At 70.2% G+C, this 24,768-nt stretch carries 30 protein-coding genes and 2 tRNA genes; 12 read left to right on the top strand and 20 right to left on the bottom strand.

What is annotated here, in order from left to right; all coding sequences use genetic code 11:
* Nucleotides 1-131: 131 nt before the first annotated feature.
* From DSM104329_RS24140 to DSM104329_RS24150, 3 genes are all read right to left on the bottom strand, one after another.
* Entirely contained in the window at nucleotides 132-2,294 is a 2,163-nt protein-coding gene (locus DSM104329_RS24140; protein ID WP_259312412.1) for an MMPL family transporter, read from the bottom strand.
* A gap of 67 nt (nucleotides 2,295-2,361) precedes the next feature.
* Nucleotides 2,362-3,012 carry a response regulator transcription factor gene (locus DSM104329_RS24145; RefSeq protein WP_259312413.1) on the bottom strand — a complete coding sequence of 217 codons (651 nt, stop codon included), beginning with the start codon at nucleotides 3,010-3,012 and terminating at the stop codon, nucleotides 2,362-2,364.
* Entirely contained in the window at nucleotides 3,000-5,009 is a 2,010-nt protein-coding gene (locus tag DSM104329_RS24150; RefSeq protein WP_259312414.1) for a sensor histidine kinase, read from the bottom strand. Before DSM104329_RS24150 ends, DSM104329_RS24145 begins: the two co-directional genes overlap by 13 nt.
* A gap of 154 nt (nucleotides 5,010-5,163) precedes the next feature.
* Here DSM104329_RS24150 and DSM104329_RS24155 point away from each other — a divergent pair, with 154 nt between their 5' ends.
* Both DSM104329_RS24155 and DSM104329_RS24160 read left to right on the top strand, forming a co-directional pair.
* Nucleotides 5,164-5,610 carry a hypothetical protein gene (locus tag DSM104329_RS24155; RefSeq protein ID WP_259312415.1) on the top strand — a complete coding sequence of 149 codons (447 nt, stop codon included), beginning with the start codon at nucleotides 5,164-5,166 and terminating at the stop codon, nucleotides 5,608-5,610.
* Between the two features lie 193 nt (nucleotides 5,611-5,803).
* A complete protein-coding gene (locus DSM104329_RS24160; protein ID WP_259312416.1) occupies nucleotides 5,804-5,992 on the top strand; it encodes a hypothetical protein in 189 nt (62 codons plus the stop codon).
* A gap of 151 nt (nucleotides 5,993-6,143) precedes the next feature.
* Here DSM104329_RS24160 and DSM104329_RS24165 read toward each other — a convergent pair whose 3' ends face one another.
* Nucleotides 6,144-7,340, bottom strand: a complete 1,197-nt coding sequence (locus tag DSM104329_RS24165) for a PKD domain-containing protein (protein ID WP_259312417.1) — start codon at nucleotides 7,338-7,340, stop codon at nucleotides 6,144-6,146.
* Nucleotides 7,341-7,982: 642 nt separating this feature from the next.
* Nucleotides 7,983-8,207, bottom strand: a complete 225-nt coding sequence (locus DSM104329_RS24170) for a CDGSH iron-sulfur domain-containing protein (protein ID WP_259312418.1) — start codon at nucleotides 8,205-8,207, stop codon at nucleotides 7,983-7,985.
* 894 nt (nucleotides 8,208-9,101) lie between these two features.
* On the opposite strand from DSM104329_RS24170, the gene DSM104329_RS24175 reads away from it, so the two are divergent.
* Nucleotides 9,102-9,512 (top strand): DUF7144 family membrane protein, encoded by a 411-nt coding sequence (locus tag DSM104329_RS24175; protein WP_259312419.1) that lies wholly within the window; start codon nucleotides 9,102-9,104, stop codon nucleotides 9,510-9,512.
* 299 nt (nucleotides 9,513-9,811) lie between these two features.
* Here DSM104329_RS24175 and DSM104329_RS24180 read toward each other — a convergent pair whose 3' ends face one another.
* The 3 genes from DSM104329_RS24180 to DSM104329_RS24190 form a co-directional block, all read right to left on the bottom strand.
* Nucleotides 9,812-10,159, bottom strand: a complete 348-nt coding sequence (locus DSM104329_RS24180; protein WP_259312420.1) for a hypothetical protein — start codon at nucleotides 10,157-10,159, stop codon at nucleotides 9,812-9,814.
* The gene (locus tag DSM104329_RS24185) at nucleotides 10,160-10,561 is read right to left on the bottom strand and encodes a hypothetical protein (protein WP_259312421.1); all 402 of its coding nucleotides are present in this window, start codon (nucleotides 10,559-10,561) and stop codon (nucleotides 10,160-10,162) included.
* A gap of 129 nt (nucleotides 10,562-10,690) precedes the next feature.
* Nucleotides 10,691-11,290: a phage major capsid protein gene (locus DSM104329_RS24190; RefSeq protein ID WP_326924513.1), complete on the bottom strand. Its 600-nt coding sequence runs from the start codon at nucleotides 11,288-11,290 to the stop codon at nucleotides 10,691-10,693.
* A gap of 30 nt (nucleotides 11,291-11,320) precedes the next feature.
* Here DSM104329_RS24190 and DSM104329_RS24195 point away from each other — a divergent pair, with 30 nt between their 5' ends.
* On the top strand, nucleotides 11,321-11,497 hold the full coding sequence (locus DSM104329_RS24195) for a hypothetical protein (RefSeq protein ID WP_259312422.1): 177 nt from the start codon (nucleotides 11,321-11,323) through the stop codon (nucleotides 11,495-11,497).
* Nucleotides 11,498-11,580: 83 nt separating this feature from the next.
* On the opposite strand, the gene DSM104329_RS24200 is transcribed toward DSM104329_RS24195, so the two are convergent.
* Both DSM104329_RS24200 and DSM104329_RS24205 read right to left on the bottom strand, forming a co-directional pair.
* Nucleotides 11,581-11,949 carry a hypothetical protein gene (locus DSM104329_RS24200; RefSeq protein ID WP_259312423.1) on the bottom strand — a complete coding sequence of 123 codons (369 nt, stop codon included), beginning with the start codon at nucleotides 11,947-11,949 and terminating at the stop codon, nucleotides 11,581-11,583.
* On the bottom strand, nucleotides 11,946-12,212 hold the full coding sequence (locus tag DSM104329_RS24205; RefSeq protein ID WP_259312424.1) for a hypothetical protein: 267 nt from the start codon (nucleotides 12,210-12,212) through the stop codon (nucleotides 11,946-11,948). The genes DSM104329_RS24200 and DSM104329_RS24205 overlap by 4 nt, the downstream gene beginning before the upstream one ends.
* A 339-nt stretch (nucleotides 12,213-12,551) precedes the next feature.
* Here DSM104329_RS24205 and DSM104329_RS24210 point away from each other — a divergent pair, with 339 nt between their 5' ends.
* Nucleotides 12,552-12,935 carry a cupin domain-containing protein gene (locus DSM104329_RS24210; protein WP_259312425.1) on the top strand — a complete coding sequence of 128 codons (384 nt, stop codon included), beginning with the start codon at nucleotides 12,552-12,554 and terminating at the stop codon, nucleotides 12,933-12,935.
* 81 nt (nucleotides 12,936-13,016) lie between these two features.
* Nucleotides 13,017-13,310, top strand: coding sequence for a hypothetical protein (locus DSM104329_RS24215; protein ID WP_259312426.1), 294 nt, complete (start codon nucleotides 13,017-13,019; stop codon nucleotides 13,308-13,310).
* Nucleotides 13,311-13,550: 240 nt separating this feature from the next.
* Here the strand turns inward: DSM104329_RS24215 and DSM104329_RS24220 are convergent.
* The 4 genes from DSM104329_RS24220 to DSM104329_RS24235 form a co-directional block, all read right to left on the bottom strand.
* Nucleotides 13,551-13,623, bottom strand: a tRNA-Thr gene (locus tag DSM104329_RS24220).
* 56 nt (nucleotides 13,624-13,679) lie between these two features.
* Entirely contained in the window at nucleotides 13,680-14,210 is a 531-nt protein-coding gene (locus DSM104329_RS24225; RefSeq protein ID WP_259312427.1) for a DUF1269 domain-containing protein, read from the bottom strand.
* Nucleotides 14,211-14,243: 33 nt separating this feature from the next.
* Nucleotides 14,244-14,699: a hypothetical protein gene (locus tag DSM104329_RS24230; RefSeq protein ID WP_259312428.1), complete on the bottom strand. Its 456-nt coding sequence runs from the start codon at nucleotides 14,697-14,699 to the stop codon at nucleotides 14,244-14,246.
* A 70-nt stretch (nucleotides 14,700-14,769) separates the two neighbouring features.
* Nucleotides 14,770-15,639 (bottom strand): DsbA family oxidoreductase, encoded by an 870-nt coding sequence (locus DSM104329_RS24235; protein ID WP_259312429.1) that lies wholly within the window; start codon nucleotides 15,637-15,639, stop codon nucleotides 14,770-14,772.
* 92 nt (nucleotides 15,640-15,731) lie between these two features.
* Here DSM104329_RS24235 and DSM104329_RS24240 point away from each other — a divergent pair, with 92 nt between their 5' ends.
* The 3 genes from DSM104329_RS24240 (at nucleotide 15,732) to DSM104329_RS24250 (ending at nucleotide 17,574) form a co-directional block, all read left to right on the top strand.
* A complete protein-coding gene (locus DSM104329_RS24240) occupies nucleotides 15,732-16,400 on the top strand; it encodes a Bax inhibitor-1/YccA family protein (protein ID WP_259312430.1) in 669 nt (222 codons plus the stop codon).
* 41 nt (nucleotides 16,401-16,441) lie between these two features.
* Nucleotides 16,442-16,981, top strand: coding sequence for a metallophosphoesterase family protein (locus DSM104329_RS24245; protein ID WP_259312431.1), 540 nt, complete (start codon nucleotides 16,442-16,444; stop codon nucleotides 16,979-16,981).
* Between the two features lie 179 nt (nucleotides 16,982-17,160).
* Nucleotides 17,161-17,574 carry an SHOCT domain-containing protein gene (locus DSM104329_RS24250; RefSeq protein ID WP_259312432.1) on the top strand — a complete coding sequence of 138 codons (414 nt, stop codon included), beginning with the start codon at nucleotides 17,161-17,163 and terminating at the stop codon, nucleotides 17,572-17,574.
* 49 nt (nucleotides 17,575-17,623) lie between these two features.
* Here DSM104329_RS24250 and DSM104329_RS24255 read toward each other — a convergent pair.
* Nucleotides 17,624-17,705: transfer RNA gene (locus tag DSM104329_RS24255), tRNA-Tyr, on the bottom strand.
* Between the two features lie 117 nt (nucleotides 17,706-17,822).
* Nucleotides 17,823-18,959, bottom strand: a complete 1,137-nt coding sequence (gene rpoD / locus DSM104329_RS24260; protein ID WP_259312433.1) for an RNA polymerase sigma factor RpoD — start codon at nucleotides 18,957-18,959, stop codon at nucleotides 17,823-17,825.
* A gap of 136 nt (nucleotides 18,960-19,095) precedes the next feature.
* On the opposite strand from rpoD, the gene mptA reads away from it, so the two are divergent.
* The gene (mptA, locus tag DSM104329_RS24265) at nucleotides 19,096-20,070 is read left to right on the top strand and encodes a GTP cyclohydrolase MptA (RefSeq protein WP_259312434.1); all 975 of its coding nucleotides are present in this window, start codon (nucleotides 19,096-19,098) and stop codon (nucleotides 20,068-20,070) included.
* Here mptA and pgsA read toward each other — a convergent pair.
* Genes pgsA through DSM104329_RS24285 form a run of 4 tightly spaced genes read right to left on the bottom strand, consistent with a single transcriptional unit; the run spans nucleotide 20,067 to nucleotide 23,021 of the window.
* Entirely contained in the window at nucleotides 20,067-20,639 is a 573-nt protein-coding gene (gene pgsA / locus DSM104329_RS24270; protein WP_259312435.1) for a CDP-diacylglycerol--glycerol-3-phosphate 3-phosphatidyltransferase, read from the bottom strand. The genes mptA and pgsA overlap by 4 nt on opposite strands.
* 17 nt (nucleotides 20,640-20,656) lie before the next feature.
* Nucleotides 20,657-21,532, bottom strand: a complete 876-nt coding sequence (locus tag DSM104329_RS24275) for an EamA family transporter (RefSeq protein ID WP_259312436.1) — start codon at nucleotides 21,530-21,532, stop codon at nucleotides 20,657-20,659.
* Nucleotides 21,529-22,284: an ABC transporter permease gene (locus DSM104329_RS24280; RefSeq protein ID WP_259312437.1), complete on the bottom strand. Its 756-nt coding sequence runs from the start codon at nucleotides 22,282-22,284 to the stop codon at nucleotides 21,529-21,531. The genes DSM104329_RS24275 and DSM104329_RS24280 overlap by 4 nt, the downstream gene beginning before the upstream one ends.
* Before the next feature lie 5 nt (nucleotides 22,285-22,289).
* Nucleotides 22,290-23,021 carry an ABC transporter ATP-binding protein gene (locus tag DSM104329_RS24285; RefSeq protein ID WP_259312438.1) on the bottom strand — a complete coding sequence of 244 codons (732 nt, stop codon included), beginning with the start codon at nucleotides 23,019-23,021 and terminating at the stop codon, nucleotides 22,290-22,292.
* A 74-nt stretch (nucleotides 23,022-23,095) separates the two neighbouring features.
* On the opposite strand from DSM104329_RS24285, the gene DSM104329_RS24290 reads away from it, so the two are divergent.
* Complete coding sequence (locus tag DSM104329_RS24290) at nucleotides 23,096-24,076, top strand: aldo/keto reductase (RefSeq protein WP_259312439.1); 981 nt, start codon at nucleotides 23,096-23,098, stop codon at nucleotides 24,074-24,076.
* Between the two features lie 11 nt (nucleotides 24,077-24,087).
* Nucleotides 24,088-24,669, top strand: coding sequence for an ATP-dependent Clp protease proteolytic subunit (locus DSM104329_RS24295; protein WP_259312440.1), 582 nt, complete (start codon nucleotides 24,088-24,090; stop codon nucleotides 24,667-24,669).
* The last annotated feature ends 99 nt before the right edge of the window (nucleotides 24,670-24,768 follow it).

A 24,768-nucleotide genomic window follows, 5' to 3' on the forward strand; every position in this document is an offset into this window, starting at 1 on the left:
AGTAGATCGTCTGACGCCGGCCCAACCTCTGGGATCACAGCCCCTCCTCGATCCGCATGGACCCGCGGTGACCCTTCCTCACCATCGACGCCGAGGCGTCCGGTCGTGGTCGGCTCGCAACGGCACGACCGTCACGCCACGTCTGCCGGGCCCGCCACCGCGCTTCCCGGCGCCGACGGCTCGACCCGCAGCACCCGGGCCGGCCATCTCGGCAGCCACCAGTTCCAGCGTCCGAAGAGCGAGACCATCGCCGGGACGATCAGCGCCCGGATGACCGTGGCGTCGAGCAGGATCCCGGCGGCCAGGCCGGTCGCGGCGATCTTCGTATCCGTGTCCGGCGCCGCGGCCATCGACGTGAAGGCGAGGAACAGGATCAGCGCCGCACATGTGACCAGGCGGCCGGTCCGCCCGACGCCGCGGATGACGGCGGCCTCGGTCGAGCCCGAGCGGTCGTACTCCTCCCGCATGCGGGAGAGGATGAAGACCTCGTAGTCCATCGACAGGCCGAACAGGAACGCGAACACCATCAGCGGCATCCACGAGGGGATCGAGCCGGTCGCGTGGATGCCCCAGATCGCGTCCGACCCGTAGCCCTCCTGCCAGACCAGCACCATCACGCCGCAGGCGGCCGCGATGCTCAGGATGGTCAGCAGGATCGCCTTCAGCGGGAGCAGCAGTGACCGGAAGGCGCGCGCCAGGAGCACGAAGGTGGTGACCGCGATCAGCGCGATGATCAGCGGGAAGCTGCCGTAGACGGCGTCGATGAAGTCCTGGCCCTCCGCCGGCTCGCCGCCGACGTGAACGTCCGAGCCGGCGGCGTGTGCGGCCCCGCGAACCCCCTCGAGCGTCGCCCGGCCGGCGCCGGACCCGCTGTCGGCGACCGGGACGGCCTCGACGAGGGCGGTCCCGCCGCGCCGCCACGCGCGCGAATCAGGCGCGACCGCGCCGTGGACGCCGGCGACGTTCCGCAGAGCAGCGGCCACGCGCTCCGGGCTCGACGGACCGCTGACGAGGATCTCATGCGGAAGCAGCGCCCCCTCGCCGATTCCCGATTTCTCCAGGGCCACCAGACCCTGCTTCGCGTCGCCGGACTGCGCCATCGTGTCGGCGTCGTCGCCACCCATCCGGATGTCGGTGGCCGCGAAGGCCAGCGCCAGGATCACCGCCATACCGCCGGCTGCCGCGGCCCAGCGCCGCCGTGTCACGGCCTGCGCCCACCGGGTCCAGGCCCGGCTGGCCTTGTCGTCGGTTCGCACATGTGGCCAGTCGAGGCGCGGGCCCAGCTTCGCCAGCACCACCGGGAGCAGGGTGACCGCGACCAGCGTCGAGACGAGCGGGATCAGCACCCCGCCGTAGCCCATCGAGCGCAGGAACGGGATCGGCAGCGCGATCAGCGCCAACAGGCCGACCGCGACGGTCAACCCGCTGAAGACGACGGCGCGGCCCGCGCTCTCGATCGCCCGCTGGACGGCTTCCTCGCCGACGTGCCCGTGCGACCGCTCCTCGCGCCACCGCGAGACGATGAGCAGCGAGTAGTCGATCGCCACCCCGAGTCCGATCAGCACGACCAGGAACTCGACGATCGGCGACACGCTGGTCAACTGCGCCAGGCCCAGCAGCAGCAGGAACGTGGTCGTGATCGAGACGACCGCCATGACGAGCGGAATCACCGCGAGCAGGGAGGCGAAGACGAAGGCGAGCACGATCAGTGCGCCCGCACCGCCGATCAGCGCCTCCAGCATGAGTCCGGGGCCGCCTGAGCTCCCGCCGCCACCCGCGGCCAGCGGGTCGAAGCCGGTCAGGTGGACCGGGCGGCCGCCGACCTCGGCTCCCCGGAGCGCGCGGCTCGCCGCCTTGGCCGCGCCCGGATTCTCGCCGAAGGCGGAGTCCGGGTCGCGGCGCGGATAGACGAGCGCGAAGGTCGTCCGCCCGTCGCCGGAGACGAACGCCGCGTCGCCGGTCGACGCATACGACGCGATGCGGGCATGAGGCAGCACCGTGTGCAGACGCGCATCGAGCCGCTGCAGATCGCCTCGCACGCCCGGCGAGCGGACCGTCTCGCCGCCGCGCAGCGTGACGACCGGCACCAGCGGCGCGCCCCCGCCGGGGTCCGTGCCATAGCGCCCGGCGATGGCGGCATTCGTGACCCATCCCTCCTTCTGTGGGACGGACGGATCCGACTCGAGCGCGTTCGCGGCCGGCCCCACGGCGGCCACTCCCGCGACCGTCAGGACGATCCAGCAGACGACGACGAAGCGCTTGTGCGCGAGGACCCAGCGACCGAGCGATGACATGGCGGCGAAGCTATGCCCAGAGGCGGGCACGCGCATCGGCGCTGGCCCTGGATTGGTCTAAGCGCTGTTACTGAACCGGCGTCTCGCGGAGGTGGGCCAGGACGGCCAGCACACGGCGGTGGCCGTCTTCGCCCTCCGGCAGCCGCAGCTTCATCAGAACGTGGCGCACGTGGGCCTCGACCGTGCGCTCGCTGAGGTAGAGGCGTTTGGCGATGCCCGTGTTCGTCAGTCCCTCGGCCATCAGCTTGAGCACCTCGCGTTCCCGCTCCGACAGCTCCGCGAGCGGACCCTGCCCGCCCGCAGGTGACACGAGCTGCGCCACGACCTGCGGGTCGAGCGCAGAGCCGCCGGCGGCGACTCGCTGCGCCGCTCCCAGGAACTCGCCCACGTCGAGGACGCGGTCTTTCAGGAGGTAGCCGAAGCCGCCGAGCGTGACCAGCTCGACCGCGTGGGTCGTCTCGATGTGCTGCGAGAGCACCAGCACGCCCACCTCGGGGTGAACCTGCTTGATCTCCCGGGCGGCTCGCGCGCCCTCGTCGGTGAAGCTGGGCGGCATGCGGATGTCGACGACGACCAGGTCGGGACGATGCCCGCCGACGGTCGCCAGCAGGTGGTCGGCGTCGCCCACCGCGGCAACCACCTCGTGACCACCGTCCACGAAGAGCCGCGCGAGCCCCTCGCGCAGCAGGACCTGATCCTCCGCGATCACGACCCGCATGGCAGCTCCGCCGTCAGCGTGGTGCCCTTCCCGGGCTCACTCTCGATCGCGAGCGTCCCGCCCTGGGCGACGACGCGGTCCGACAGGCCGCTCAGGCCGGAGCCCCGGCCCCGCCCGGCACCGCCGATGCCGTCGTCCGCGACCGAGACGACGAGCGTTCCGTTGTCCTGTGCCGCGCTCAAGACGACCTTCGAGGCGTGCGCGTGCTTGACGGCGTTCGTGAGCCCCTCGCACGCGATGAAGTAGGCGGCCGCCTCGACGCCACACGGAAGGCGTTCGGGGACGGCTCGCACCTCGACAGGCAGCGGCGCTCGACCCGCCAGCTCTTCCAGCGCTGGAGCGAGTCCGGCGTCGAGTTGCGCAGGAGGCAGTCCGCGGGCGAGCTCGCGCAACTCCTGGATCGCGACCGAGAGCTCCTCGACGGCAGCGTCGAGCGTCTTCCCGGCCAGGCCCGGCGACCCGTCCCCCAGCTCGTGCTGTGCATGGCGCATGGCCAGCCCGATCGAGACGAGCCGCTGTTGAGCGCCGTCATGGAGATCGCGCTCGATCCGGCGGCGCTCCTCGTCGCCGGCCGCCACGATCCGCGCCCGGGACGCCTGCACCTCGGCGAGCTGGCGGCGAAGCTCGACCCTCAGCCGGGCGATCTCGATCGCCAGTCCGCCGGCCTCCACGAGCCGCGGCAGCAGGTCCCGTTCATCCGGCCTCGCCGGTTGATGCACGACGATGCCGACAGGCGCCCCCGCCCGCTGGATCATCGTCCGCTGTCGGTCGTCCGGCAGGTCGTCGACGGGCACTCCGCCTGCGTCGACGCACAGCTGGCTCTCCGGCAGCAGGAAGCGCAGCTCGAGCGTTGGATCGCCGACGAGCTCCCGGAGGAGCGCCTCGATCGCCTCGGGCGCGGCGCGGCCGGCGCGGAGGTCGTTGAGGAACTCCGCGATCCGGCGCTGCGCGTCGTAGCGCGCCCGGTTGAAACGACGGTCGACGGCACCCTGCACGCGCGCTCGCAGCGGGCGGAAGGCGACCGCGGCGGCAAGCGTCGCTCCGGCCGTCGTCCATGCGGAACCCCGGCCCAGAGCCGTCCCGAGGATCAGCGTCGTCACCCCGTATGCCGCCGCAAGAAGAACCGTCAACGTCACGTAGACCAGCGTGCGGTTGACGACGACGTCGATGTCGTAGAGCCGGTATCGGAGGATCGCGACGCCGGCCGCGATCGGGAACGCGGCGAAGCTGACCCCCATCACGGCCATCCGGACCTGGAGCTCGCCGTCCGGCCAGAGCAGCCAGCTGCCCATGTCCAGGACGACCACCGTCGCCACCACAACGCCGACGGCGAGCACCAGCTCGAGTTGCTGACGTTCCACGCCGCGTGCGCGGCGAAGCCGGACGAGCAGCGACCCCGCTGCGAGCACGATGCCGACCACGACGAGGGCCCAGCCGACGTTGTTGAGAGCATCCATGACGCTGCGCGCACCCGGGATGCCGAGCCGATTCGACACCATCGCGAACGGATCGTCGAGCGGTCCGGGCCGGAGCAGGTCGGTGACCAGCAGAAGCGCGGCGGCGAGCGCGAGCACGTAGGCGGCGGGCCGCCACCGGCGGGAAGGTAGGCGCCCATCCGGGAAGAGCAGCAACGCGAAGCCGAGGAGGGCGGCCCCCGCCTCCCCCGGGAAGGAGGCGGCGGCTGCGGCGCCCGGAAGCCGCTCGGACGTCGCATGCAGGCCATAGTCCGCGTACACCCAGGCCAGGACCGTCGCCCCGATGAACAGGCCGAGGGCGCAGAAGAGCCAGCCGATCGGGTTCCCGGGCAGCCGGGTGGCCACGATCGTCCCGACGGTCGCGAACGCGAGCGACAGCATGAGGAACGCCGCGCCGCCGACACCGCCGAACACGTCGCTCTCGACCGGCCGTCCTGGTCCCAGCACGAGAAGCACCGAGCTCGCCACGGCCATCACGGCGCACAACGCCCAGACGAGGGCAGCGACGCGGCGACTGTTCACGACGGCCATGGTCCCAGCGCCGGCTTGTCGCGGCAACAGTGCTGGCACTGCGCGAGCAGCAGTGCCAATGCTGCCCCGGAAGCCGTACCCGCGCCGATGCCGGACCGGCGGCAGGCCCGTACGTTCGCCGCGGCACCGCCGAAGGAGGCCTCCAATGTCGGACACCGCCAAGAGGACCCCTGCGATCGAGCTCGCTCCAGACCGGCGGGTGACGACGCGGCGCGTGCTCACCGGCGCACGGCGCGGCGCCGGACGACTACACCCGGCGCTCGCGGCCGCGGTCGTCCTCGCGGTCTTCGTGCAGGTCTATCTGATCGGCGCATACGTCTTCGGCGCCGGCGCCGGCGCACTCGACGCGCACCGGACCGTCGGCTTCATCGCGCACGGACTCGAGGTGCTCGTCCTGATCGTCGCGCTCATCGCATGGCTCCCACGGCGCGATCTCGCTCTGTCGGCGCTGCTGGCCCTGATCGGAACGGTGCAGATCTCGCTCGCCGGCGAGCACCGCTGGGTGGGCGGGTTGCACCCCCTGTTCGCACTGGTCGTGCTCGTCCTCGCAGCGGCGCTCGTGCTGCGCTCGCGCGATCGACCTCATACTTGAGCGCCTGGAACGAGCGGCGGGCGCGAGCGGCCTGCGTGCACAGATGGTTCGCCCCTCGGCCCAGGATGCAACCGGCTGGAGGTGGTGTTGACGCGCTCGGAAAACCAGGAGCAGGTTCGCCGCGAGCCGAAACACGAGCGCGACGCGGCTCGCAGCCCAGATCTCGCTGGACCCCGAGACGTGCGCCGGCATCGTGCGCATCAAGCAAACCGGAAAGATTCAGGGCGGCACGCGCAAGTTCCGGCACGCCACCGGCACGTTCAAGGGCACGGTCCGTGCGTACGCCGTACTGGCTCGCAACCCGGACGGCAGCTGCAACCAGCAGGCGGACGCTCTGCTCGACGCCGACGCCTTCTCGGGCCGCGGCACGCTCTCGTTCTGAACGTCGCTTCGATCATTGTCACCGGAGGACCGACGGCCCAGCCGCTGAAGGACCAGTACTCGACGTCGTCTTCGGTCTCGAAGCGCGGTCGGCACCGCACGGCACTTGTCGCCAGAGAGGAGCCTCAACAACAGCCGCCGACGGACCGGCGCTAGCTCGTCGTGTCATTCTGGCGAACGGAATTGGGCAACGGATCGTTGCTCGTCGGCCATTGGCTCACGACCACGTCGCGGCTGATCGACGACGTCGCGCCGCCGGCGGCCGTGACGGTGAGCGTGACCTTCTTCGTGCCGGCGTTCTTGAATGTGAACGTCGGCTTGACCCCGGTCAGCGTCGTGAGCCCGTCCATCGACCAGGAATACGACGCGGCGTTCTTGCTCGTCGAGGCGTCGAACTGCACCACCGATCCCGCCAGCGGGTAGGCCGGGGTCCACGTGAACGCGGCCTGCGGCGCTGGAGCCGGAGCGGGAGCCGAGGCGGGGAGGTCGGCGTCCGCACGGGTGGTGCCAACCCGCGCCCCGTCGAAATAGAGCGTCGGGATGGCGCTTATCGTCGGCACTGACTTACCGAAATACGTGTTCAGGTAGAACCTGTAGTTCTCGCTGGCGTTCGTTGCGAGGGTGCGGCCGTAGGCGGTCAGATAATCGGCGCTGCGCGTCCCCGCGGTGAACGTCTGCTGGACGTTGTCGAACCACAGCTTGTGGGAACCACCCGCGGTCGTGTCGTCCGCGCTGATCCGCTTCTGCACGACGAAATGGTGCCAGGCCCCCTTCGCTATCGGCTTTGACCACGCCGTCGTCTGGCACCCGCCCCCGCAGCCCACCTTGTCGAGCATGAACGACTGCACACCGTTGACGTTGCCGATATCGAACGAGTATGGCGGCGGTCCGGAAAACGGCGCTCCGAAGTCCTCCTGCATGACGAACCACCTGTCCGGGCTACCGTCGATGCCCGCGTTGAAGTTCGTGGGAACGTAGGTCCAGAACCCTTCCCACACGGTCGTGTTCGGGGCGAGGATGTTGGTCGATCCCTGCTGCGCACGACGCGAGCCGGAGGACGTGTCGCAGGCCTGGTTGCCGGGCCCGGTCCAGTGGTCGGTGTAGGCGGCCTGGGTCCGGTTCGCGAACGTGCCCGAGACCGGGGCTGGCCAGGTCGGCTGTGTCGCCGCCGAGTAGGCTGTGTTGCGCGTGGTAGCGCAATTCTGGACGACCGCCCACTGTGACATGTTGCCCGGCTCGAAGTCGCCGTTGAAGATGGCCGAGGCCTGAGCGCTCGCCGGCACGGCAACGAGAGCGAGCGCACCGAGTGCGAGCGCCCGTCGCAACGTTGAACTACGTGGGAAGCTCAACGGATTCACCTCTGAGTTTGCGTAGGGCCGACCCCTCCGCGCTATGCGGTGGAGGCGTCAGGCAGAGGCGTCAGGCGTTGGTTCAGCGACCGGCAGCTGGTCCGCCGTGGCGCAATGCAGTGAGGCCTCCGCTCCGTCCCGACGGGACGGATGATGTGCCGGCCTTTTCGAAGCGCTGGACTTCTAGTGCGCGCGTCGATTTCTGATCGACTGGGAGGAACCTACCTAATTCGCCACTGGCAAGTCAATCCGCACGCAATGAAATCCGTCCGAACCTCTCTGGCGCCGGCCCCGTCGCAAGCGCCACGGCGAAGCCCTTCGGGCAGTGCGCCGAGCGAGGGCGCTGGCTGTCCCCCGAAGTGCGACTCGTGGTGGCGCAACGGAACGGAGTCGGCCGGCGCGGAGGCCATCGCGGCCGTTGCGGAGTCAGGACCGCGCGTACGTGGCCGGTGTCGTCGTGCGGGCCGACGTGACGAGCAAAAGCGTCAACGATTCGCGCGGAGATCTCCGTGGCCGGCTCGCTGTCGGGCAATCCGTCAAGTCGGGCGAGCAGATCCACGCCGCGCGCGAGGACGTCCGCGCCGAGCTCGCGCTCCGGGCCTCCTCTGTTGCAGACCACAGGGACGGCGGTTGCGAAGAAGCCTATTGCCGCCCTTCGGCCTCGGAGACAGCCCGGCGAGCCCCTTGGAAGCCGATCTTCGAGTGCGTCCCGTCGCAGAATGGCTTGTTCGTCGAACCTCCGCAGCGGCAAAGAAACGCCTTGCGGCCTGGAACCTCGACCGGATTGCCCTCGTGGTCGAAGAGGTCGATCGCACCCTCGACGACATAAGGGCCGTTCTCGCTGATTTGGATCTTCACGTCGGCCATGACGGGACCCTAACCGGAGCTCCCGGCGCGCGCCGTACCAAACCAACGCAATGAAGCTCGGGACGGAACCTGATCGGGACTCCGGTAGGACGCCAGGCATGTTGCGCGGCAGGGCACCGGCTCCCTAGCACGACGCACGCCCGAGCCTCTTCGGTCCGAGCGTTCTGGAGCTTCACTGCTCGGGGTCGCCGCTACTCGGTGGATCCGACAGACGCCCAACGGTCGTTCGTCACGCGGCGCGGCGTCGCTACCAGGCCAAGGCGCGACAGCCCCAGCGCCACCCCCGGCTCGCGAGGCGTCCCCAAATCACGTAGACACAGAAACGCAAGAACCAAGGACCTCCGCTTTGCAGGGAGATCTACCCCAAGCCCTCTGCCGGACTCGAACCGGCGACCCCTTCCTTACCATCTTGGTCCAGGGGGTTCCGGCAGGGTCCGGGCGTTGCCGCGATCACCGAGGTTTGCAGGGCTTTCTTGAGCAAGGCTTTCCGCGCACATCCGCTGGATTCCGCACCCAGGTTGTCCTCTCGGTTGTCCTCTGGGTTGCCCTGGAGCCCCACTCGGGAGAGCTCCGGGGCCGCCCGAGCTCTCAAGTTCGAGCCCTCGAGCGCGCGTCCGGCGCTCCTCCGGGCCTCCGAGAGCCCCGGGCGGGGCCTTTTGAGCCTGGCGCGCTTCCGGGGCCGGAGGGGCGCTCCACGGCGCAGCGCGGCGCAGAGCGGAGAACGTCAACGTGGGAACGAAGCGATGATCAACGCGACGATCGCCCACCCCAGCCGCCACGATCGACAGCAGGACGGTCACCCACGCCGGCCGCCACGCGCACGGGGCAGGAATCGTGCCTGCGCACCAGAATCCCGCGCCAAGTGGCTTACAACACAAGCCAAAGGGGATCGCTATGAGCGACGTGTCGACCGGTCCGGATCGGCCGGTGTCGGGATGGGCGCGCGGAGCCGCGACCTTCGCGGGGGTCATCCTCGCGCTGATCGGCGTCTTCCAACTCATCAACGGATTGCAGGCGATCATCCACGACGACTTCTTTGTCGTCGGAGAGCACTACACGTTCGATCTCGACACGACCGTGTGGGGCTGGATCCACCTGGTCATCGGGATCGTGATGCTGCTCACCGCGTTCGGCCTGTTCACGCGCGCCGGGTGGGCGGCGGTCGCAGGCATCATCTTCGCCGGGCTGAGCGCCATCGCGAACTTCTTCTTCATCCCCTACTACCCGGTGTGGAGCATCGTCATCATCGCGCTCGACGTATGGGTCATCTGGGCGCTCACGCGCCCCGGAGTCATGCGCGACTGAGGAAGTCGTCCGATTGGGTACGCCGACCGTACCTCGAATATGTACGAGCCTCGGTTCATCGCCTGCCCGATCCACCGCATCGTCGTCGCAGTGTCCGTCGCAGACGAGGCCGGACGCCCGCGCGGGTTCTGCTTCGCCTGTGACGGCATAGTTGGAGAAAGCGTGCTCGACAGCCCGCTTGCCGTCCCCTGCCCGCTGTGCCACGCGCCGCAAAAGCAACCCTGCGCTTGGCCCACCGACGACAGTTCACGCTCCGTTCACGTCGAGCGTCAGCATCGGTGGGCTGAGCGCGCCGATTACTAGGCAGGGGCGCGGAAGTTTCCCCGCGCGTCCGGCGATCGTCCCGCCCAAACGTCCGGCGCGGGCGTGATCAGCCGCGTGGACGATCCGCGTCGCCGATCATGGTCCGCGCCCGGCACGAGCAGGCGCAGCAGCAGCCGGGACGCCTCCGGCACCGAGCGCGCCGCATCGAACGCGCCCGCCATCTGCGCGATCGACCGGCCGACCTCGCGGTCCAGACGACGGTAGGCCCTCGAGCGGGCGAGCGTCGCGAGCATCCTGAGATCGGCGTCGGTGACGACGTCCGCGCCGTGCCGTTGCAGGCGAGCGACGAGCTCGGCCAAAGCGCGCTGGTCCTCCAGCAGCACCTACTTCAACCTCCGCGCGCGGCGCGCGGCGATCTCATCGAGCGCGTCGAGCGGATCGGTGCCCCCATCGCCGTCATCCTCGGCCTCGCCAGGCCGGCGCCCCCATCGTTCGGGGTAGCGGCGCTCCAGGAGCCAGGCCGCGGCCCGCCACGAGCCCTTCGTCGCCGCCTTGCCCACCGTGGCCGTCAGGATCGCCTCATGCTCGGCGCGGGCCTGGTCGACCGCCTCCTTGAGCGCGCGGTACGGCGCCTCGCTGCGGCCGGGGCGCTCCCCGCGCCGCATCCACCCGTGGATCGTGCGCGGGGTCACGTCGATGATCGACGCGGCGAGCTCGAGCGAGCCGCCCGCCCGGACGGTCCGGGCGACCTGCTCACGGACCTGCTCGTTCAGCCTGGCCTGCACGTTCACCTCACCCCCTGGATGTCACGGCCGTTTTTCTCCCGGGAAGGTGTTGCACGCACGGTCAGAAGCGCGATTCCAGAGATTCGACCGCCCCCCCTCGACCAACCGCATTTGCGGTCACTCACGCCCTCACGCCGCGATGTCGACGCTGCAGAACGCCGTCGGGCGCCAGACCGCCAGGGCGGCCCGCATTTCGCCCAACAGAGTGATTTTGTTCTTGATGAAGTCGTCGCCGTCGGAGTCCGACAGCAACACGTTCACGCCCTCGCGGATGAACAACTGCGCGCCGAGGGAGAAGTCACCGACGAGCACGGTCCCGGCGGAGATGGCGGGCGACGGCACGAGCGGGACACCCCACATGACCTGTGGCGTCGAGGAGAACGGCCCGCCGGAGTAGTAGTGCCCGTCGCCTGAGGTCGGCTTGGCGATCAGCGCGGACGCCCAGTCGTTCTCATTCATGACGATGCCGGTCGCGTTGGCCCCGGCGGCGATGACGCTGACGATGCCGCGCAACACCTGGTCGGCGGGGAGTTCCGACGCCGAGTAGGCCACGGTGCCGATCCCGCTCGTGGAGAGGATGCCTCGGATGTGAGGGCCGGTCCCGCTGCCGGCGAGCACTTCGGCTTCGAGCGCGCGCAGGACGCCGTAGACGAGTCGGTCGCGGATCGCCTGTTCCAGTTGCTCGACGTCCGCGAGCGTCTGCTTCTGGATCTTGCTGTAGTGCGCGATCGTCCGCGCCGGGCCGAGGCGTCCACGTAGGTGATCGACGCGGCGGGCTTGGCGGCGCCCTCGAGCACGGCGTCGGCGCCGCCACCAGCAGCGCTCGTCTCCTGCGCGTACGGCAAGACGTTGCCGGTCATCGTCCCGGTGGAGAGCAGGTCCAACACGGTCAACGCCCGGCCGAGCACGGGGACGATCCCGGCGTGCGGTCCCTGACGGGCGCCCGCAGGGACAACGGTGTCACCGGCTGCAGCCATCGGCGCGCGGCCGAGCGTGGCGGCGAGGCGATCTGCCGAGCACTACGAGCCGAGGCGCTGACGGCCGACGGGGGCGCTGCTGGTCGCCATCGCGCCCAGCGAGCCGAGCACGGCGGGATCGCGGAGAAAGTTGTCGTGCTGGTCGAAGACGTTGCCGTCGGTGCCGCTGATCGACTTGAGGATCGCAACGTGTTCCTGGGTGGTCAGGTTGAGGTCGCGTTCGGCGGCGCGCAGTCGTGCGACGGCCCGCTCGGCGGCGGCGAACGTGGCCGTGCCGGGTGCGGCGTCGGCGGTGATGACCGCTTGGCGGGTCTGCTCGTGCTCGGCGCGGGCGGCGGCGACGCGGTCACGCAGATCGCTGACGCGTCGCTCGACGTCGCCGAGTTGGTCGCGGGCGTTGGTGATGGTCATCCGGGGCCCTCCTGGTAGGGCGGGACGGGGTCGGAGATCGCCAGGACGGTCTTGCCGTCCGGCAGGTGGCGGGCGCCGGTCTCGATGCGCCAGCCGCGACGGCGGAGCTCGGTCGTCACCGCGGCGTAGTAGTCCAGCGCGGCTTGGCGCCCGATCGGGTCGCCGGGCAAGACGGCCAAGATCAGCGCGTCGTCGGGGTCGAGGTCGTGGAGCTCAGCGGCGAGGCGATCGGCGGCGTGGTCTGCGAGGGCCGATCCGGACATGACGCAAGCGTACATCCGCAATAACCAAATGATTTGGCATTACTGGCGGCGAGGGATTGTGGGTCCCACCGGGCCGCCGCCGCGGATCCTCCTCGGGCGCGGCGGTCGGCCCGTGGCAGGCTGCACGCCGTGGACTCCATGAGCAAGCAGGCGCAGAACCAAGTCCTGAAGAAGGAGTGGCGACCCCCGGACGAGCCCGTGCCGAAGCACGTTTCGTCTGCACGACGACGAGCACTACGCCGGACTCCTCCGTCAGACTGCGCGTCGCTCGGTGCCTCGATCGGCATCGTGTCTCGGTGACCACGCTCGATGCCTTCGGTAACGTGCCGGCCCGGACGCATGATCGCTCTGGGCTATCTCCGGCTCTACCTCGGCGAGGACGGCCACACGCATTTCGAGGACGTCGTGCTTCAGGCGGCCGAGGGCGGCCCTGACGCGAGCGGGGGACACAGCGAGCGATCGACGCCGATCCCTGTCTCCGACGTCATCTTCCGCCACGTCGTCGACGACGGGTCTGCTCCTCCCGCTCACACGGCGCCGCGGCGACAGTTCGTCGTGCAGCTCCGGGGGGAGACCGAGATCGAGGCGTCCGACGGCGAGGTGCGTCGCCTGCGGCCTGGCGACATCGTGCTCTTGGAAGACACCGAAGGGCCCGGACACGTGACGCGACCCGCCGCCGGCGAGACCGAGCGCCTGACGCTATTCATCCCGCTACGCGACTGAGCATCGCGCGGACCGGCTGGACCGGAGCCGCCGCGTACGCCTCCGCGGCGTCGAGGGCTGTCCGTTGACGACCTTCGGGCCATGCCTTCACCACGGCCTTCCCCCCTGGGCGGGCTTGCGCACCTGACCCGTCGTCCGAACCAGATCCTCAAGAACTTCACTTCGCGCGCCGAGCCGAGCGCGGGTACGCTTTCAGAGACGAATCGTGTGGTCACGACCGTCACCTGCTGGCTGGGGCGGGGTGGTGCCCGCCAGGTCGTTCGTGAGCGCCGTCCGAGGCCCCATATCTGCCTCGGACGGCCTCTCTACCTGGACATCCTCGTCTTCAACCACGGGTTCAACATCGTGGCCCAGAAGAACGCGCTGACGCCGTAGTTGCGCTCGACCGTCCAGGGCTTCGGGGTCGTGTCGATCTGCGGCGCCCCGGTTCGACGACCTCGACGCGCGCCCGACGCTCGGGGCGGTCGAGTAGCGGGTCCCGCGCCTCGCGGGCAGCGCCCGGGCAACCCGGTTCGCGGCCCAGGTTGTCCTCTAGGTTGTCCTCTGCTCGAGATCGCGCCCGATCGGCTCGCCCTGAGAGCGCAAAAAGGCCCCGATTCCAGGGCCTTTGTGTGAAGCCCTCTATCGGACTCGAACCGATGACCCCTTCCTTACCATGGAAGTGCTCTACCAACTGAGCTAAGAGGGCGACGGACGCACTGTAGCGAGCGACGCCCGCTGCGGCGCGTGCCGGGACGACCTGTCCTACGCCTCTGCCGAGGCGGCGTCGCGCTCGATCTCCGCGGTGTCGACCTCGATCTGCTTCTTCTCGATCTTCGCGGCGCGCTTCATCGCGCGCTCGACCTTGGCCTCCATGTCGGAGACCGCCACGACGACGAGCCCGGCCTGGCCGGCGTCGAGGTGCTCGCCGAGCTCCTTGAGGTCGTGCCGGCTCATGCCCGCGGCGGCGTGGCCCGCGAGCGCGCCGAGGAGCGCGCCGCCCGCGGTGGTTCCGACGAGCAGTCCGCCGCCGATCGCCGCGAACGGGAACAGCGCGACGACGAGCCCGGTGGCCAGGCCGACGCCGCCGCCGAGGACGCCGCCGGCGCGCGTCGGGGTCTCGTGCTTCTTGACGATCTTCGTCTTGCCGTTGTCCCGCCGCTCGATCACCGCCGCGTCGTAGGCGTCGATGAGGTCGGCCTCGCGGTGCAGGTCCTTGACCATGTCGTAGTCGGCCTTGGCGTCGTCCACGTTGTCGTAGACCGCCGCGTAGACCATCAGGGTGTCGATCGCCATCTCGATCCTTCCTCGGGGGGTGGAGGCGCGGCGCTATCCCGCCGCGCCGATCTGCTCGCGGCCCTTGGCCGTCACCGTCGTGACCGGCAGGCCGAGCCCGCCGATCTTGTGCGGGAGGTCCAGCCGCAGCCAGCGCGAGATGTGCGTCGGCAGGGTGGAGACGATGACCTCGTCGAAGCCGTGCTCGTTCACCGCGTCCATCACCGCGGTCAGCGGCGTGGGCGAGCCGATGATCCCCTCGACGTGGCTGCCCGCCGCCTCGTCGAGCAGCGGGACGGCGAGGTCGATGACCTCGCGCGCCTCTGTGTCGGGCGTGTCCTCCGGGTCGACGACCTTGTGCAGCCCGTGGGCCGACGCCGGGACCAGAAGCGTGAAGCGGCAGGGCCCCTGAGCGGCGCGGTCGCGGACCGCGGCAAGCAGCGCGGGCGTCGCCGCGGTCTTGTGCGCGACGATCAGGACCCGGGTGGCCGAGGACGACGAGGACTCCATGCGCCAGCTCCCTTCGGGTGGGGCCCCGATGCTCTCATCTTCGACGCGCCCCGCCAACCCCCGGCCGCCGCTACGCCACGCTCCACAGAGCGTCGTCGCCGAGCTGCACCCGCGCCGCGCGCCCCTCGGCGACGGCGTCGATCAGCAGCCCCTCGATCGCCACGAGGTCCGGCACGCTGAGGTCGGGCGTCATGATCGCCGCGACCTCCGCGGTCGTCAGCGCGTACTCGAACGCGGCGAGCGCCTCGACCGGGTCCTCGGGCACGGGCCGGCGCTCGAGCGTCGGATCGAGGTTCGCAATCACGACGTCGTAGGCCTCGAGCGGCTGGAACCCGCCCGCCTCGAGCTGCATCCCGTTCGAGCGGAAGACCAGCGACGGCGCGGTGTAGCGCACCGGGCCGTCGCTCGTGGCGTGCTTGCCCTGGAAGTGCGTCGGGCTGCCCTCGGCCGTGCGGGCCTCGGCGCGGTCGGCCTCGTAGGCCTCGGTCACCTCGGGCGAGTCGAGCGCCGCCACGACCGCCTCGCCGTCGAGCCCGTCGACGTGGGAGAGCGCCGTACGCAGCGAGTCGTCGAGGTCCATGACGAGATCCGTCGTGAACTGCGCGAACTGCAGCGCCCGGAACGCCTCACGCTCGCGCGCCGGATCCTGCAGGCGCACGGCGTGGATCGCCCGGCACATCCGCGCCGTCGCCGCCGGCCGCGCCTTGACCTGCGGTGCGAACGGCATCCCGAACCGCTCGAAGCGCCGCTGGCCCTTCGCGCTCTTCGCTGCGGTGTAGCCGCGCTTGACGTACTGCTCATGGCTCTCGGTCAGCCCGATCGTCACAAGTCGCCAGTCGAGCTGGTCGCCGTAGCGCCAGCGGACGACGGCCAGCGCAGGACTGGCGGAGTAGGCCCACGGACAACCGGGATCTGTGTGCTCGATGAGTTCGATGGTCATCGAACAATGGTTGCACACCGTCGATTGGACTCCCGACGCCCACCTGCCGATACTCCAGGGCGGAAAACTCCGACCAAAGGACCCGAGCAACGATGTCGACAGATCCCAGGCTGGCCTACGAGGGCGAGGTCGCCGGCACGCGCCCCGTCGCGGAGACGCGCGCCGTCTTCGGACAGGTCATGGGCCTGGTGGCGTTCACCGTCGGGTTCTTCGCCCTCGGCGCGTACATCGGCCGCGACATCTCCGGCGGGACCGGCATCCTGTGCATGATCGGCGCGCTGGTCCTGTTCGTCGCGCTGAACTTCGTCGTGCGCCGTTCCGAGCAGCTCGCGATCGCGCTCCTCTTCGGCGCCGGCCTGCTCCTCGGCATCGGCCTCGGCCCGGTCCTCAACGAGTACGCGCAGTCCGATCCGTCAGCGCTCTGGCAGGCCGGCGGCGCAACCGCCGTCTTCGTCGCCGGGCTCGGCGCCTACGGCTACGCCACGCGCCGGGACCTGTCGAGCTGGGCGCGCACGCTGTTCTGGGCGCTGCTCGCCTTCCTCGGCCTCGGTCTCGTGTTCATCTTCGTGAACATCCCGGGCGAGAACATCATCTGGTCGGTGCTCGGCCTCGTCATCTTCGGCGCCTACACGATCTTCGACTTCAACCGCCTGCGCCGCGCCGGCCAGGAGTGGGCGGTGCCGATCGCCGCGTCGATCTTCCTCGACGTCGTGAACATCTTCCTGTTCTTCCTGCAGCTCTTCGGTGGCGGCCGCAACTAGATTGGGCGAACGGCGCATGGGGGCGGTCCTACGCTGCCCCCATGCGCGTCCTCGCCCTGGCCGACGCACCGCCGGCCGTCATCCCGCGCGACGTCGACGCCATCCTCTGGGTCGGCGACCTCGAGCCCGCGTGGGTCGAGCCGATCCGCGATCTCGCGGTGCCGAAGCTCGGCGTGCACGGCAACCACGACGCACCCGGCGCGCTCGCGGACTTCGGCGTCACCGACGTCCACCTGCGCGTCGAGCCGCTCGGGCCGCTGACCGTCACGGGCTTCGAGGGCTGTCCGCGCTACCGGCGTGACGGGCGCTACCAGTTCACCCAGGACGAGGCGACCGCGCTCGCCGCAAGCCTGCCGCCGGCCGACGTGCTCATCACCCACGCCCCGCCGCTCGGCGTCAACGACGAGCCCGACGACCCCGCCCACACCGGCTTCGCCGCACTGGACGGCTGGGTGCGCCGCCACAGGCCGCGGTGGCTGCTGCACGGGCACACGCACCCGCGGCCGTTCGGCGCGACACGCCGGATCGGCGACACCACAGTCGTCCACGTCCACGGCGGGGCGATCGTCGACTTTGGCTGAAGAGTCGCGCGCCGGCGGGACTGCCTCGCTCCACGGGGCGCATCCCCGGCGCACCGCCCGTGCGACTGACCGGGGCGGCGCGTTGCGACAGTTGCCCTGACCCCCGCCGCTCTGCGACAGTCGCTCGCGCGTCCCCGCCGGTCACCGCGCCGGCGACATCCCACCCCATTGGAGGCAGCATGCCGCAGATCCCCCTGGCCGCGGACTACCCGTTCCTGAACATCCTCTGGTCGATGCTCGTCTTCGTCGGATTCGTGTTCTGGATCTGGCTGGCCATCACCGTGTTCATGGACGTCTTTCGTCGCCACGACATCGGTGGATTCACGAAGGCGTTGTGGATCATCTTCGTGATCTTCCTGCCCCTGTTGGGCGTCCTGATCTACCTCATCGTGTACCACAACTCGATGGCCGACCGGAACGTCAAGCAGGTGCAGGCCGCGCAGGCCGCGTTCGACCAGCAGGTCCGCGAGGCCGCCGGCAAGTCGGGCCCGGCCACGGAGATCGCCACGGCCAAGAGCCTGCTCGACGCCGGCGCGATCACGCAGGCCGAGTACGACGACCTCAAGAGCAAGGCCCTGGCCGCGCAGGCCTGAGCCGTTCCGCCCGACCCGCCGCGGCACTCGCCGCGGCGGTCTTCGGGAGTGGCGGGAGCAGGATTCGAACCTGCGAAGGCTGAGCCAACGGATTTACAGTCCGTCCCCTTTGACCGCTCGGGAATCCCGCCAGGGTTCCTGCGCCGGAGTTTAGCCCGAACGGGGCCGGCCTTCCCCCGCGACTGCACGCGAGGGCGGCAGCGGCGCCGCGCCCTCGCACGGCGACCGGATGCGATCGCGGCGGCGCCTCAGCCCGCGTCGCGCAGCCGCTGCGCCTCGGGCAGCGACTCGAGCTTCTTCAGGGTGTGGTTCTCGATCTGGCGGATCCGCTCGCGCGTGACGTTGAACGCGCGGCCGACCTCCTCGAGCGTCCGCGGACGCTCGCCGGTCAGCCCGAAGCGCATCTCGATGACCTCGCGCTCGCGCTGCGGCAGTGCCGCCAGCGCCTTGCGCACGTTCTCGCGGCGCAGGTTCTCCGACGCCAGCTCGAACGGCGACTCGGCGGTCTGGTCCTCGACGAAGTCGCCGAGCTCGGACTCGTCCTCCTCACCGATCGGCTTCTCGAGCGAGATCGGCTGCTGGGACATGCGCAGGATGTCGCGCACCTCCCGCTGCGAGCACTCGAGCTCGCGCGCGATCTCCTCGGGAGTCGGCTCGCGGCCGAGCGACTGCACGAGCTGGCGCTCGACGTGGACGACCTTGTTGAGCTTCTCGACCATGTGCACGGGGATGCGGATGGTGCGGCCCTTGTCGGCGATCGCCCGCGTCACCGCCTGGCGGATCCACCAGGTGGCGTACGTCGAGAACTTGTAGCCGCGGCGGTAATCGAACTTCTCCACCGCGCGGATGAGACCCAGCGATCCCTCCTGAATGAGGTCCAGGAACGTCAGGCCCCGGCCGAGATAGCCCTTGGCGATCGACACGACGAGCCGCAGGTTCGCCTCGACCATCTGCTGCTTGGCCGCCATGTCGCCGCGCTCGATGCGCTTGGCCAGCGACACCTCCTCCTGTGCCGTCAGCAGCGGCACACGGCCGATGCTGCGCAGGTAGAGCCGCAGCGAGTCCAGCGACGGCTCGACCGTGAGGTCGATCTCCGGTTTCTTCGGCGCCGCGTCGACGGCGTCGTCGTCCTTGTCGCGCTTGGGCTCGGAGCCTCCGGCGACGGGCTTGCCGTCCGCCCCCACGATGTCGATCCCCTGATCGACGAGGTGGGTGTGCAGCTCGGAGATCTGCTCCTTCGTGACCTCGATCTCCTCGAGGCACGTCGTGATCTCCTCGATGGTAAGAAATCCGCGCTCGTGGCCGCCAACGATGAGCGGCTGGAGCTCCTCGAGCTCGTGAATCGGAGCCTCGTCCGCGAGCAGTACGTCAGCCTTGTCCGTCAAACCTGCTCCCCCTGGGTACACAGCCGATCGTCAGAGAACGCACGTGCTCGGACCCGTATCGACCAAGACCCGCTCGTCCTTGATCCCCGCCCTCTCACTCCTGAGTGATAGCACAGCGTCACGCTAGGGTTGAAACATGAAGCTCGTCGCCTCTCCAGACGTCCAGGCTAGCCAACCGACGGTCCAGATCTCGCTTTCGCGAGTGGGGGTGACCGGCGTGGAGAAGGTCATCCGCGTCGCGCATCAGCTGTTCTGGGCGCGTCTGGAGTGCTTCGTGGATCTGGGGCCGCGCCAAAAGGGCGCGCACATGTCTCGTTTCGAGGAGACGGTGAACGACGTCATCGGCGAGGTCATCCTCAACGAGGAGGCCTTCAGGGCCGAGATGCTGGCCGTACGCATCGCCGAGTTGGTGCGCGAGCGCCAGGGCGCCCTGCGCGCCGAGGTGACGATCGCCGCGCGCTATCCGGAGTACAAGCCGGCGCCGGTCTCCGGCATCCGCACGCAGGAGATCTACACGATGTTCGGCGGCGCGGTGGCCGCGGAGTCGGGCACCCGGCGGCTCGTCGGCGTCGCCGCCCAGGGCATGACCGCCTGCCCGTGCGCCCAGCAGCTCGTCGCCGGCGCTGCGCGAGAGCGCCTCGACGAGCACGGCTTCAGCGACGACCAGATCGAGCAGATCCTCGACGACGTCCCGGTGGCGACCCACAACCAGCGCGGCCTCGGCACGCTGCACATCGGCTGCCCCGAGGACTGCGACGTCGAGCTCGACGCCGAGGCGCTGCTCGGCATCGTCGAGAACTCGATGTCCAGCGAGATCTATGAGCTGATGAAGCGCTCCGACGAGGGCGCGGTCGTCGAGAAGGCCCACCGGCGGCCGCGGTTCGTCGAGGACTGCGTGCGTGAGATGGTCCTCGGCGTCGTCGACGAGCTGCCGATCCTCACCGACCAGCACTTCGTCTCCGCCCGCCAGGAGAACCTCGAGACGATCCACCAGCACAACGTGGTCGCCGAGCGCTTCGGGCTTCTCGGCGAGCTGCGCCACGAGCTGGGCACGGGCGAGCACGCCGCGCGGCACACGTCGATGCGGGAATGGATGGACGGGCGGGGCTAGACCCCGGCGCTCTCGCCATCCCGCGTACGGGCCCGGTCGCGCGCCGCGAGCGTCCGCCGCAGCCCGAAGAAGTACTCGACGCCCGACATCACGGTCACGGCGACCGTCACGTAGACGAGCGCGTCGAGCCACACCGGCGAGCCGCTGACCGCGATGAGCAGGAAGATCGTCGCCACCTGCAGCGCGGTCTTGACCTTGCCCCAGCGGTTGGCGGAGATGACGACCCCCTGGGAGCCGACCGCCATGCGGCTCATCGTCACCGCCAGCTCGCGCGCGATGATCACCATCGCCACCCAGGCGGGCAGGCGGTCGAGCGACACGAGCGCCACCAGCGCGGCGACGACGAGCAGCTTGTCGGCGACCGGGTCCATGAGCTTGCCGAAGGTCGTCACCGCGCCGCGCGAGCGCGCGATGTAGCCGTCGACCCAGTCGGTGATCGACGCGAGCGCGAACACGATCGCGGCGAGGAGGTCGCCGTTGGGCGTCTCGTCCAGCAACGCCACCACCACGACCGGCACCAGCAGGATCCGCAGCAGGGTGAGGACGTTGGGGATGTTGATCGGGAACACGGCTCTCCGTTAGAACGTTATGCCTCGGGCGCAGCTGCGGCGTTTCTCGACGCGCCGGCGCTCGCCGCCACGACGAGCCCGATCGCGACGACCTCGCGCGCGTCCAGGTTCTGGCCGAGCACGAGGAACCCGGCGAACGCCGCGACCGCGGGCTCCAGGCTCATGAGCACGCTGAAGACGTGGCGCGGGATGCGGCGCAGCGCCTCGGTCTCGAGCGTGTACGGCACGGCGGAGCTGAGGAAGCCGACTGCGAGGCCGATGGCGAGGATGCCGGGCGCCAGCAGGTTCGTGCCCCCCTCGGCGATCCCGGGCCCGAGCGGCACGAGCGCGGCGACGACCATGGCGAGCGCCACCCCGTCGGCGCCTCGGAAGCGCGGGCCGGCGTGGGCGGCGAGGACGATGTAGATCGCCCAGCAGATGCCGGCCACCACGGCGAAGGCCAGGCCGAGCGTGTCGAGGCCGTGCGCGCCGCCGGGGTTGGCGAGCAGGACGATGCCGGTGGCGGCGAGCACGACCCAGACCAGGTCGAGCGGCCGGCGGGACCCGATGACCGCCACGGCGAGCGGCCCGGCGAACTCGATCGTCACGGCGATGCCGAGCGGGATGCGGTCCAGCGCCTCGTAGAAGCTCAGGTTCATCACGCCGAGCGTGAGGCCGAACCAGACCGCGAGCCGCAGCGTCGCGCGGTCGTAGCCCCGCCGCCACGGCCGCACCGCGACGCCCATGATGAGCGCGGCGAACCCGATGCGCAGGAACGCCGCGCCGCCCGGGCCGAGCTCGTCGAACAGCGTCGTGGCCAGCGCCGCGCCGAACTGCACCGACACGATGCCGGTGAGGACGAGCGCCAGCGGCGGGACCCGGTCGACGGGGCCGCGCGCCGGCGCGCCGGTCACGGCTTGAGCTTGTGCCCGGTCCGGAACAGCCATGACGACCACGCGACCATCACCGCCGCCAGCACCGCGGTCACGCCGAGCGCGAGGACGACGCTGACGTCGCTCGTCCCGAGGAACCCGTAGCGGACCGCCTGCACGATGTAGAAGATCGGGTTGGCGTGGGAGAGCTCGCGCCACGGCTCGGGCAGCAGGTCGACCGAGTAGAAGACCCCGCCGAGGAACGTCAGCGGCAGGATCACGATGTTGTTGACGAAGCCGGCGTGGTCCCACGATTCGGCGTAGATGCCGACGACCACGCCGAGCGACGAGAACAGGGTCAGCGCGAGCGCAACGGCGACGATCAGCACGAGCGGCTCGTGGATCGGCACCCCCGTGACCGGGAGGCTGAGGAGCAGGAGCGACACGCCGATCAGCAGCGCGCGCACGACCCCGCCGAGCGTCAGGCCGAGGTTGATCTCCCAGCTGCGCATCGGCGAGGCGAGGATGTCGTTGAGGTAGCGGTCGAACCGCGCCTGGAAGACGGTCGCCGAGTTGTTCGCGTAGGCCGCCTGGATCATCGCCATGGTGACGAGGCCGGGAACGATGAAGATCTCGTAGTCGACGCCGTCGACCTGCTTGATGCGCGAGCCGAGCGACAGGCCGAAGACGAGGATGAACAGGAACGACGAGACGACCGGCGCGGCGATCGTCTGCGACCAGAGCTTCAGGACGCGGACGACCTCGCGGTGCGTCAGCGCCAGCAAACCGTGCATGCCGCTCATGCCGCCTGCGCCATCGCCTTCACGTAGACCTCGGCGAGCGTGTCGGCGTCGAACGCGCTGCGCAGGTTGTCGGCGCTGTCGCGGGCGAGCAGCTGCCCGCCGCGGATGAGCGCGATCTCCTCGCAGAGCTCCTCGGCCTCCTCGAGGTAGTGCGTCGTCAGCAGGATCGTCGTGCCGCCCTCGTGCAGGCGGCGGATGTAGCGCCACAGCTCGACGCGCAGCTCGAAGTCCACGCCGGCGGTCGGCTCGTCGAGGATGACCAGGCGCGGCTCGTGCATGAGCGCGCGGGCGAGCAGCAGGCGCCGGCGCATCCCGCCGGACAGCATGGGGGCGCGGACGCCGGCCTTCGCGCGCAGGTCGAAGACGTCCATCATCTCCTTCGCGCGGCGCCGCGCGTCCGCGCGCGACATGCCGTAGTAGCCGCCGTGGAAGAGGAGCGTCTCCTGGACGTCGAGGAAGCGGTCGAGGTTGACGTCCTGCTCGGCGAGGCCGATGAGCCGGCGCGCCTCCCAGGTGCGGTGGTCCTCGCCGAAGACGCGCAGCTCGCCGCCGGTGACGCGGATGAGGTTGCACACGGCGCTGATCAGGGTCGTCTTGCCGGCGCCGTTGGGGCCGAGCAGGCCGAAGAAGGCGCCGTCGGGGATCGTCAGGTCGAGCCCGTCGAGGGCGAGGAAACCGCCGTCGTAGCGCTTCGTGAGCTGCGTGATCTGCAGAGCGGGCTCGGGCATGGGCGAACGCCCAGACGGTAGAGGGATGGGACCGCGGTCCGGGACCGCTCGTCCGAAGGCGTAGCGTTCGGGCCATGCACACGCGTTGCCTCGGTGACCAGCTCACCGTCTCGGCCCTCGGCCTCGGCTGCATGGGCATGTCGGAGTTCTACGGCGGCCGTGACGAGCCGGAGGCGATCGCGACGATCCACCGCGCGCTCGACCTCGGCGTCACGCTGCTCGACACCGCGGACATGTACGGGCCGTTCACGAACGAGGAGCTCGTGGGCCGGGCGATCGCCGGGCGTCGCGACGAGGTGGTGATCGCGACGAAGTTCGGGCTCGTGCGCGATCCGAGCAACCCGCGCGCCCGCGGCATCAACGGCCGGCCGGAGTACGTGCGGTCCTCGTGCGAGGGCTCGCTCAAGCGCCTCGGCGTCGACCACATCGACCTCTACTACCAGCACCGGGTGGACCCGGAGACGCCGATCGAGGAGACGGTCGGCGCGATGAAGGAGCTCGTCGAGGCGGGCAAGGTGCGCCACATCGGGCTCTCGGAGGCCGGGCCGGAGACGCTGCGCCGCGCCCGGGCGGTCCATCCGATCGCCGCGCTGCAGACCGAGTACTCGCTGTGGTCGCGCGACCCGGAGGACGAGATCCTGCCGACCGTGCGCGAGCTGGGGATCGGGTTCGTCGCGTACTCGCCGCTCGGCCGCGGGTTCCTCACCGGCGCGATCACGTCCGTCGACGATCTCGACCCCGACGACTACCGCCGCACGTCGCCGCGCTTCGAGGGCGAGAACTTCGCGCGCAACCTCGACCTCGTGCGCGTGGTCGAGGAGCTGGCCGGCGCGAAGGGGGTGACCCCGGCGCAGCTCGCGCTGGCGTGGGTCCTCGCCCAGGGCGACGACGTCGTGCCGATCCCGGGGACGAAGCGGCGGTCCTATCTCGAGCAGAACCTGGCGGCGCTCGAGGTGGCGCTGAGCGCGGACGAGCTGCGGTCGATCGCCGATGCGCTGCCGGCGCCGGCCGGCGAGCGGTACCCGGCGCAGGTCATGGGCGCGGTCGGCCGCTAGCCTCATTCGCCATGCCCCTGGTCCCCACGGTCGTGGAGCGCAGCGCCCGCGGCGAGCGCGAATACGACATCTACTCGCGCCTGCTCAACGAGCGCATCATCTTCCTCGGCTCCGCGGTCGACGATCAGGTGGCCAACCTGATCGTCGCGCAGCTGCTGCACCTCGAGTCGGCCGATCCCGACAAGGACATCTCGATCTACATCAACTCGCCGGGCGGGTCGATCTACGCGGGGCTCGGGATCTACGACACGATGCAGTTCATCAAGCCCGACGTGCAGACGATCTGCTGCGGGATCGCGATGAGCATGGGGTCGCTGCTGCTGGCCGGCGGCGCGAAGGGCAAGCGCTTCTCGCTGCCGAACTCGCGCATCCTGATCCACCAGCCGTCCGCCGGCTTCGAGGGCCAGTCGACCGACATCGAGATCCACGCGCGGGAGATCATCAAGACCCGCGCCAAGATCGACGAGATCTACGCCCACCACACGGGCCAGCCCGTTGAGCAGGTCCACGTCGACATGGAGCGCGACCGCTTCTTCAAGCCCGAAGAGGCCGTCGAGTACGGCCTCATCGACCGGGTCATCGAGTCGCACTAGACGCTTGCGCGTCGCCGGCCGGTCAGGCGGTCGCGTGCTCGCCTGCGCCGTCGCGGGCCGGTCAGGCGATCGCGTGCTCGATCGCGCGTCGCCGGCCGG

Source organism: Capillimicrobium parvum (genome assembly GCF_021172045.1).
GTDB classification, from domain to species: Bacteria; Actinomycetota; Thermoleophilia; order Solirubrobacterales; family Solirubrobacteraceae; genus Capillimicrobium; species Capillimicrobium parvum.

Excerpts from the sequence above, each read along its gene's own strand:
- DSM104329_RS24290 (WP_259312439.1), top strand. The coding sequence starts at position 23,096 with ATGCACACGCGTTGCCTCGGTGACCAGCTCACCGTCTCGGCCCTCGGC.
- DSM104329_RS24225 (WP_259312427.1), bottom strand. The coding sequence starts at position 14,210 with ATGGCGATCGACACCCTGATGGTCTACGCGGCGGTCTACGACAACGTG.
- DSM104329_RS24230 (WP_259312428.1), bottom strand. The coding sequence starts at position 14,699 with ATGGAGTCCTCGTCGTCCTCGGCCACCCGGGTCCTGATCGTCGCGCAC.
- DSM104329_RS24235 (WP_259312429.1), bottom strand. The coding sequence starts at position 15,639 with ATGACCATCGAACTCATCGAGCACACAGATCCCGGTTGTCCGTGGGCC.
- DSM104329_RS24170 (WP_259312418.1), bottom strand. The coding sequence starts at position 8,207 with ATGGCCGACGTGAAGATCCAAATCAGCGAGAACGGCCCTTATGTCGTC.
- DSM104329_RS24140 (WP_259312412.1), bottom strand. The coding sequence starts at position 2,294 with ATGTCATCGCTCGGTCGCTGGGTCCTCGCGCACAAGCGCTTCGTCGTC.
- DSM104329_RS24205 (WP_259312424.1), bottom strand. The coding sequence starts at position 12,212 with ATGTCCGGATCGGCCCTCGCAGACCACGCCGCCGATCGCCTCGCCGCT.
- DSM104329_RS24200 (WP_259312423.1), bottom strand. The coding sequence starts at position 11,949 with ATGACCATCACCAACGCCCGCGACCAACTCGGCGACGTCGAGCGACGC.
- mptA (WP_259312434.1), top strand. The coding sequence starts at position 19,096 with ATGAAGCTCGTCGCCTCTCCAGACGTCCAGGCTAGCCAACCGACGGTC.
- DSM104329_RS24175 (WP_259312419.1), top strand. The coding sequence starts at position 9,102 with ATGAGCGACGTGTCGACCGGTCCGGATCGGCCGGTGTCGGGATGGGCG.
- DSM104329_RS24215 (WP_259312426.1), top strand. The coding sequence starts at position 13,017 with ATGCCTTCACCACGGCCTTCCCCCCTGGGCGGGCTTGCGCACCTGACC.
- DSM104329_RS24245 (WP_259312431.1), top strand. The coding sequence starts at position 16,442 with ATGCGCGTCCTCGCCCTGGCCGACGCACCGCCGGCCGTCATCCCGCGC.
- DSM104329_RS24250 (WP_259312432.1), top strand. The coding sequence starts at position 17,161 with ATGCCGCAGATCCCCCTGGCCGCGGACTACCCGTTCCTGAACATCCTC.
- DSM104329_RS24145 (WP_259312413.1), bottom strand. The coding sequence starts at position 3,012 with ATGCGGGTCGTGATCGCGGAGGATCAGGTCCTGCTGCGCGAGGGGCTC.
- DSM104329_RS24240 (WP_259312430.1), top strand. The coding sequence starts at position 15,732 with ATGTCGACAGATCCCAGGCTGGCCTACGAGGGCGAGGTCGCCGGCACG.
- DSM104329_RS24210 (WP_259312425.1), top strand. The coding sequence starts at position 12,552 with ATGATCGCTCTGGGCTATCTCCGGCTCTACCTCGGCGAGGACGGCCAC.
- DSM104329_RS24285 (WP_259312438.1), bottom strand. The coding sequence starts at position 23,021 with ATGCCCGAGCCCGCTCTGCAGATCACGCAGCTCACGAAGCGCTACGAC.
- DSM104329_RS24295 (WP_259312440.1), top strand. The coding sequence starts at position 24,088 with ATGCCCCTGGTCCCCACGGTCGTGGAGCGCAGCGCCCGCGGCGAGCGC.
- DSM104329_RS24155 (WP_259312415.1), top strand. The coding sequence starts at position 5,164 with ATGTCGGACACCGCCAAGAGGACCCCTGCGATCGAGCTCGCTCCAGAC.
- DSM104329_RS24280 (WP_259312437.1), bottom strand. The coding sequence starts at position 22,284 with ATGCACGGTTTGCTGGCGCTGACGCACCGCGAGGTCGTCCGCGTCCTG.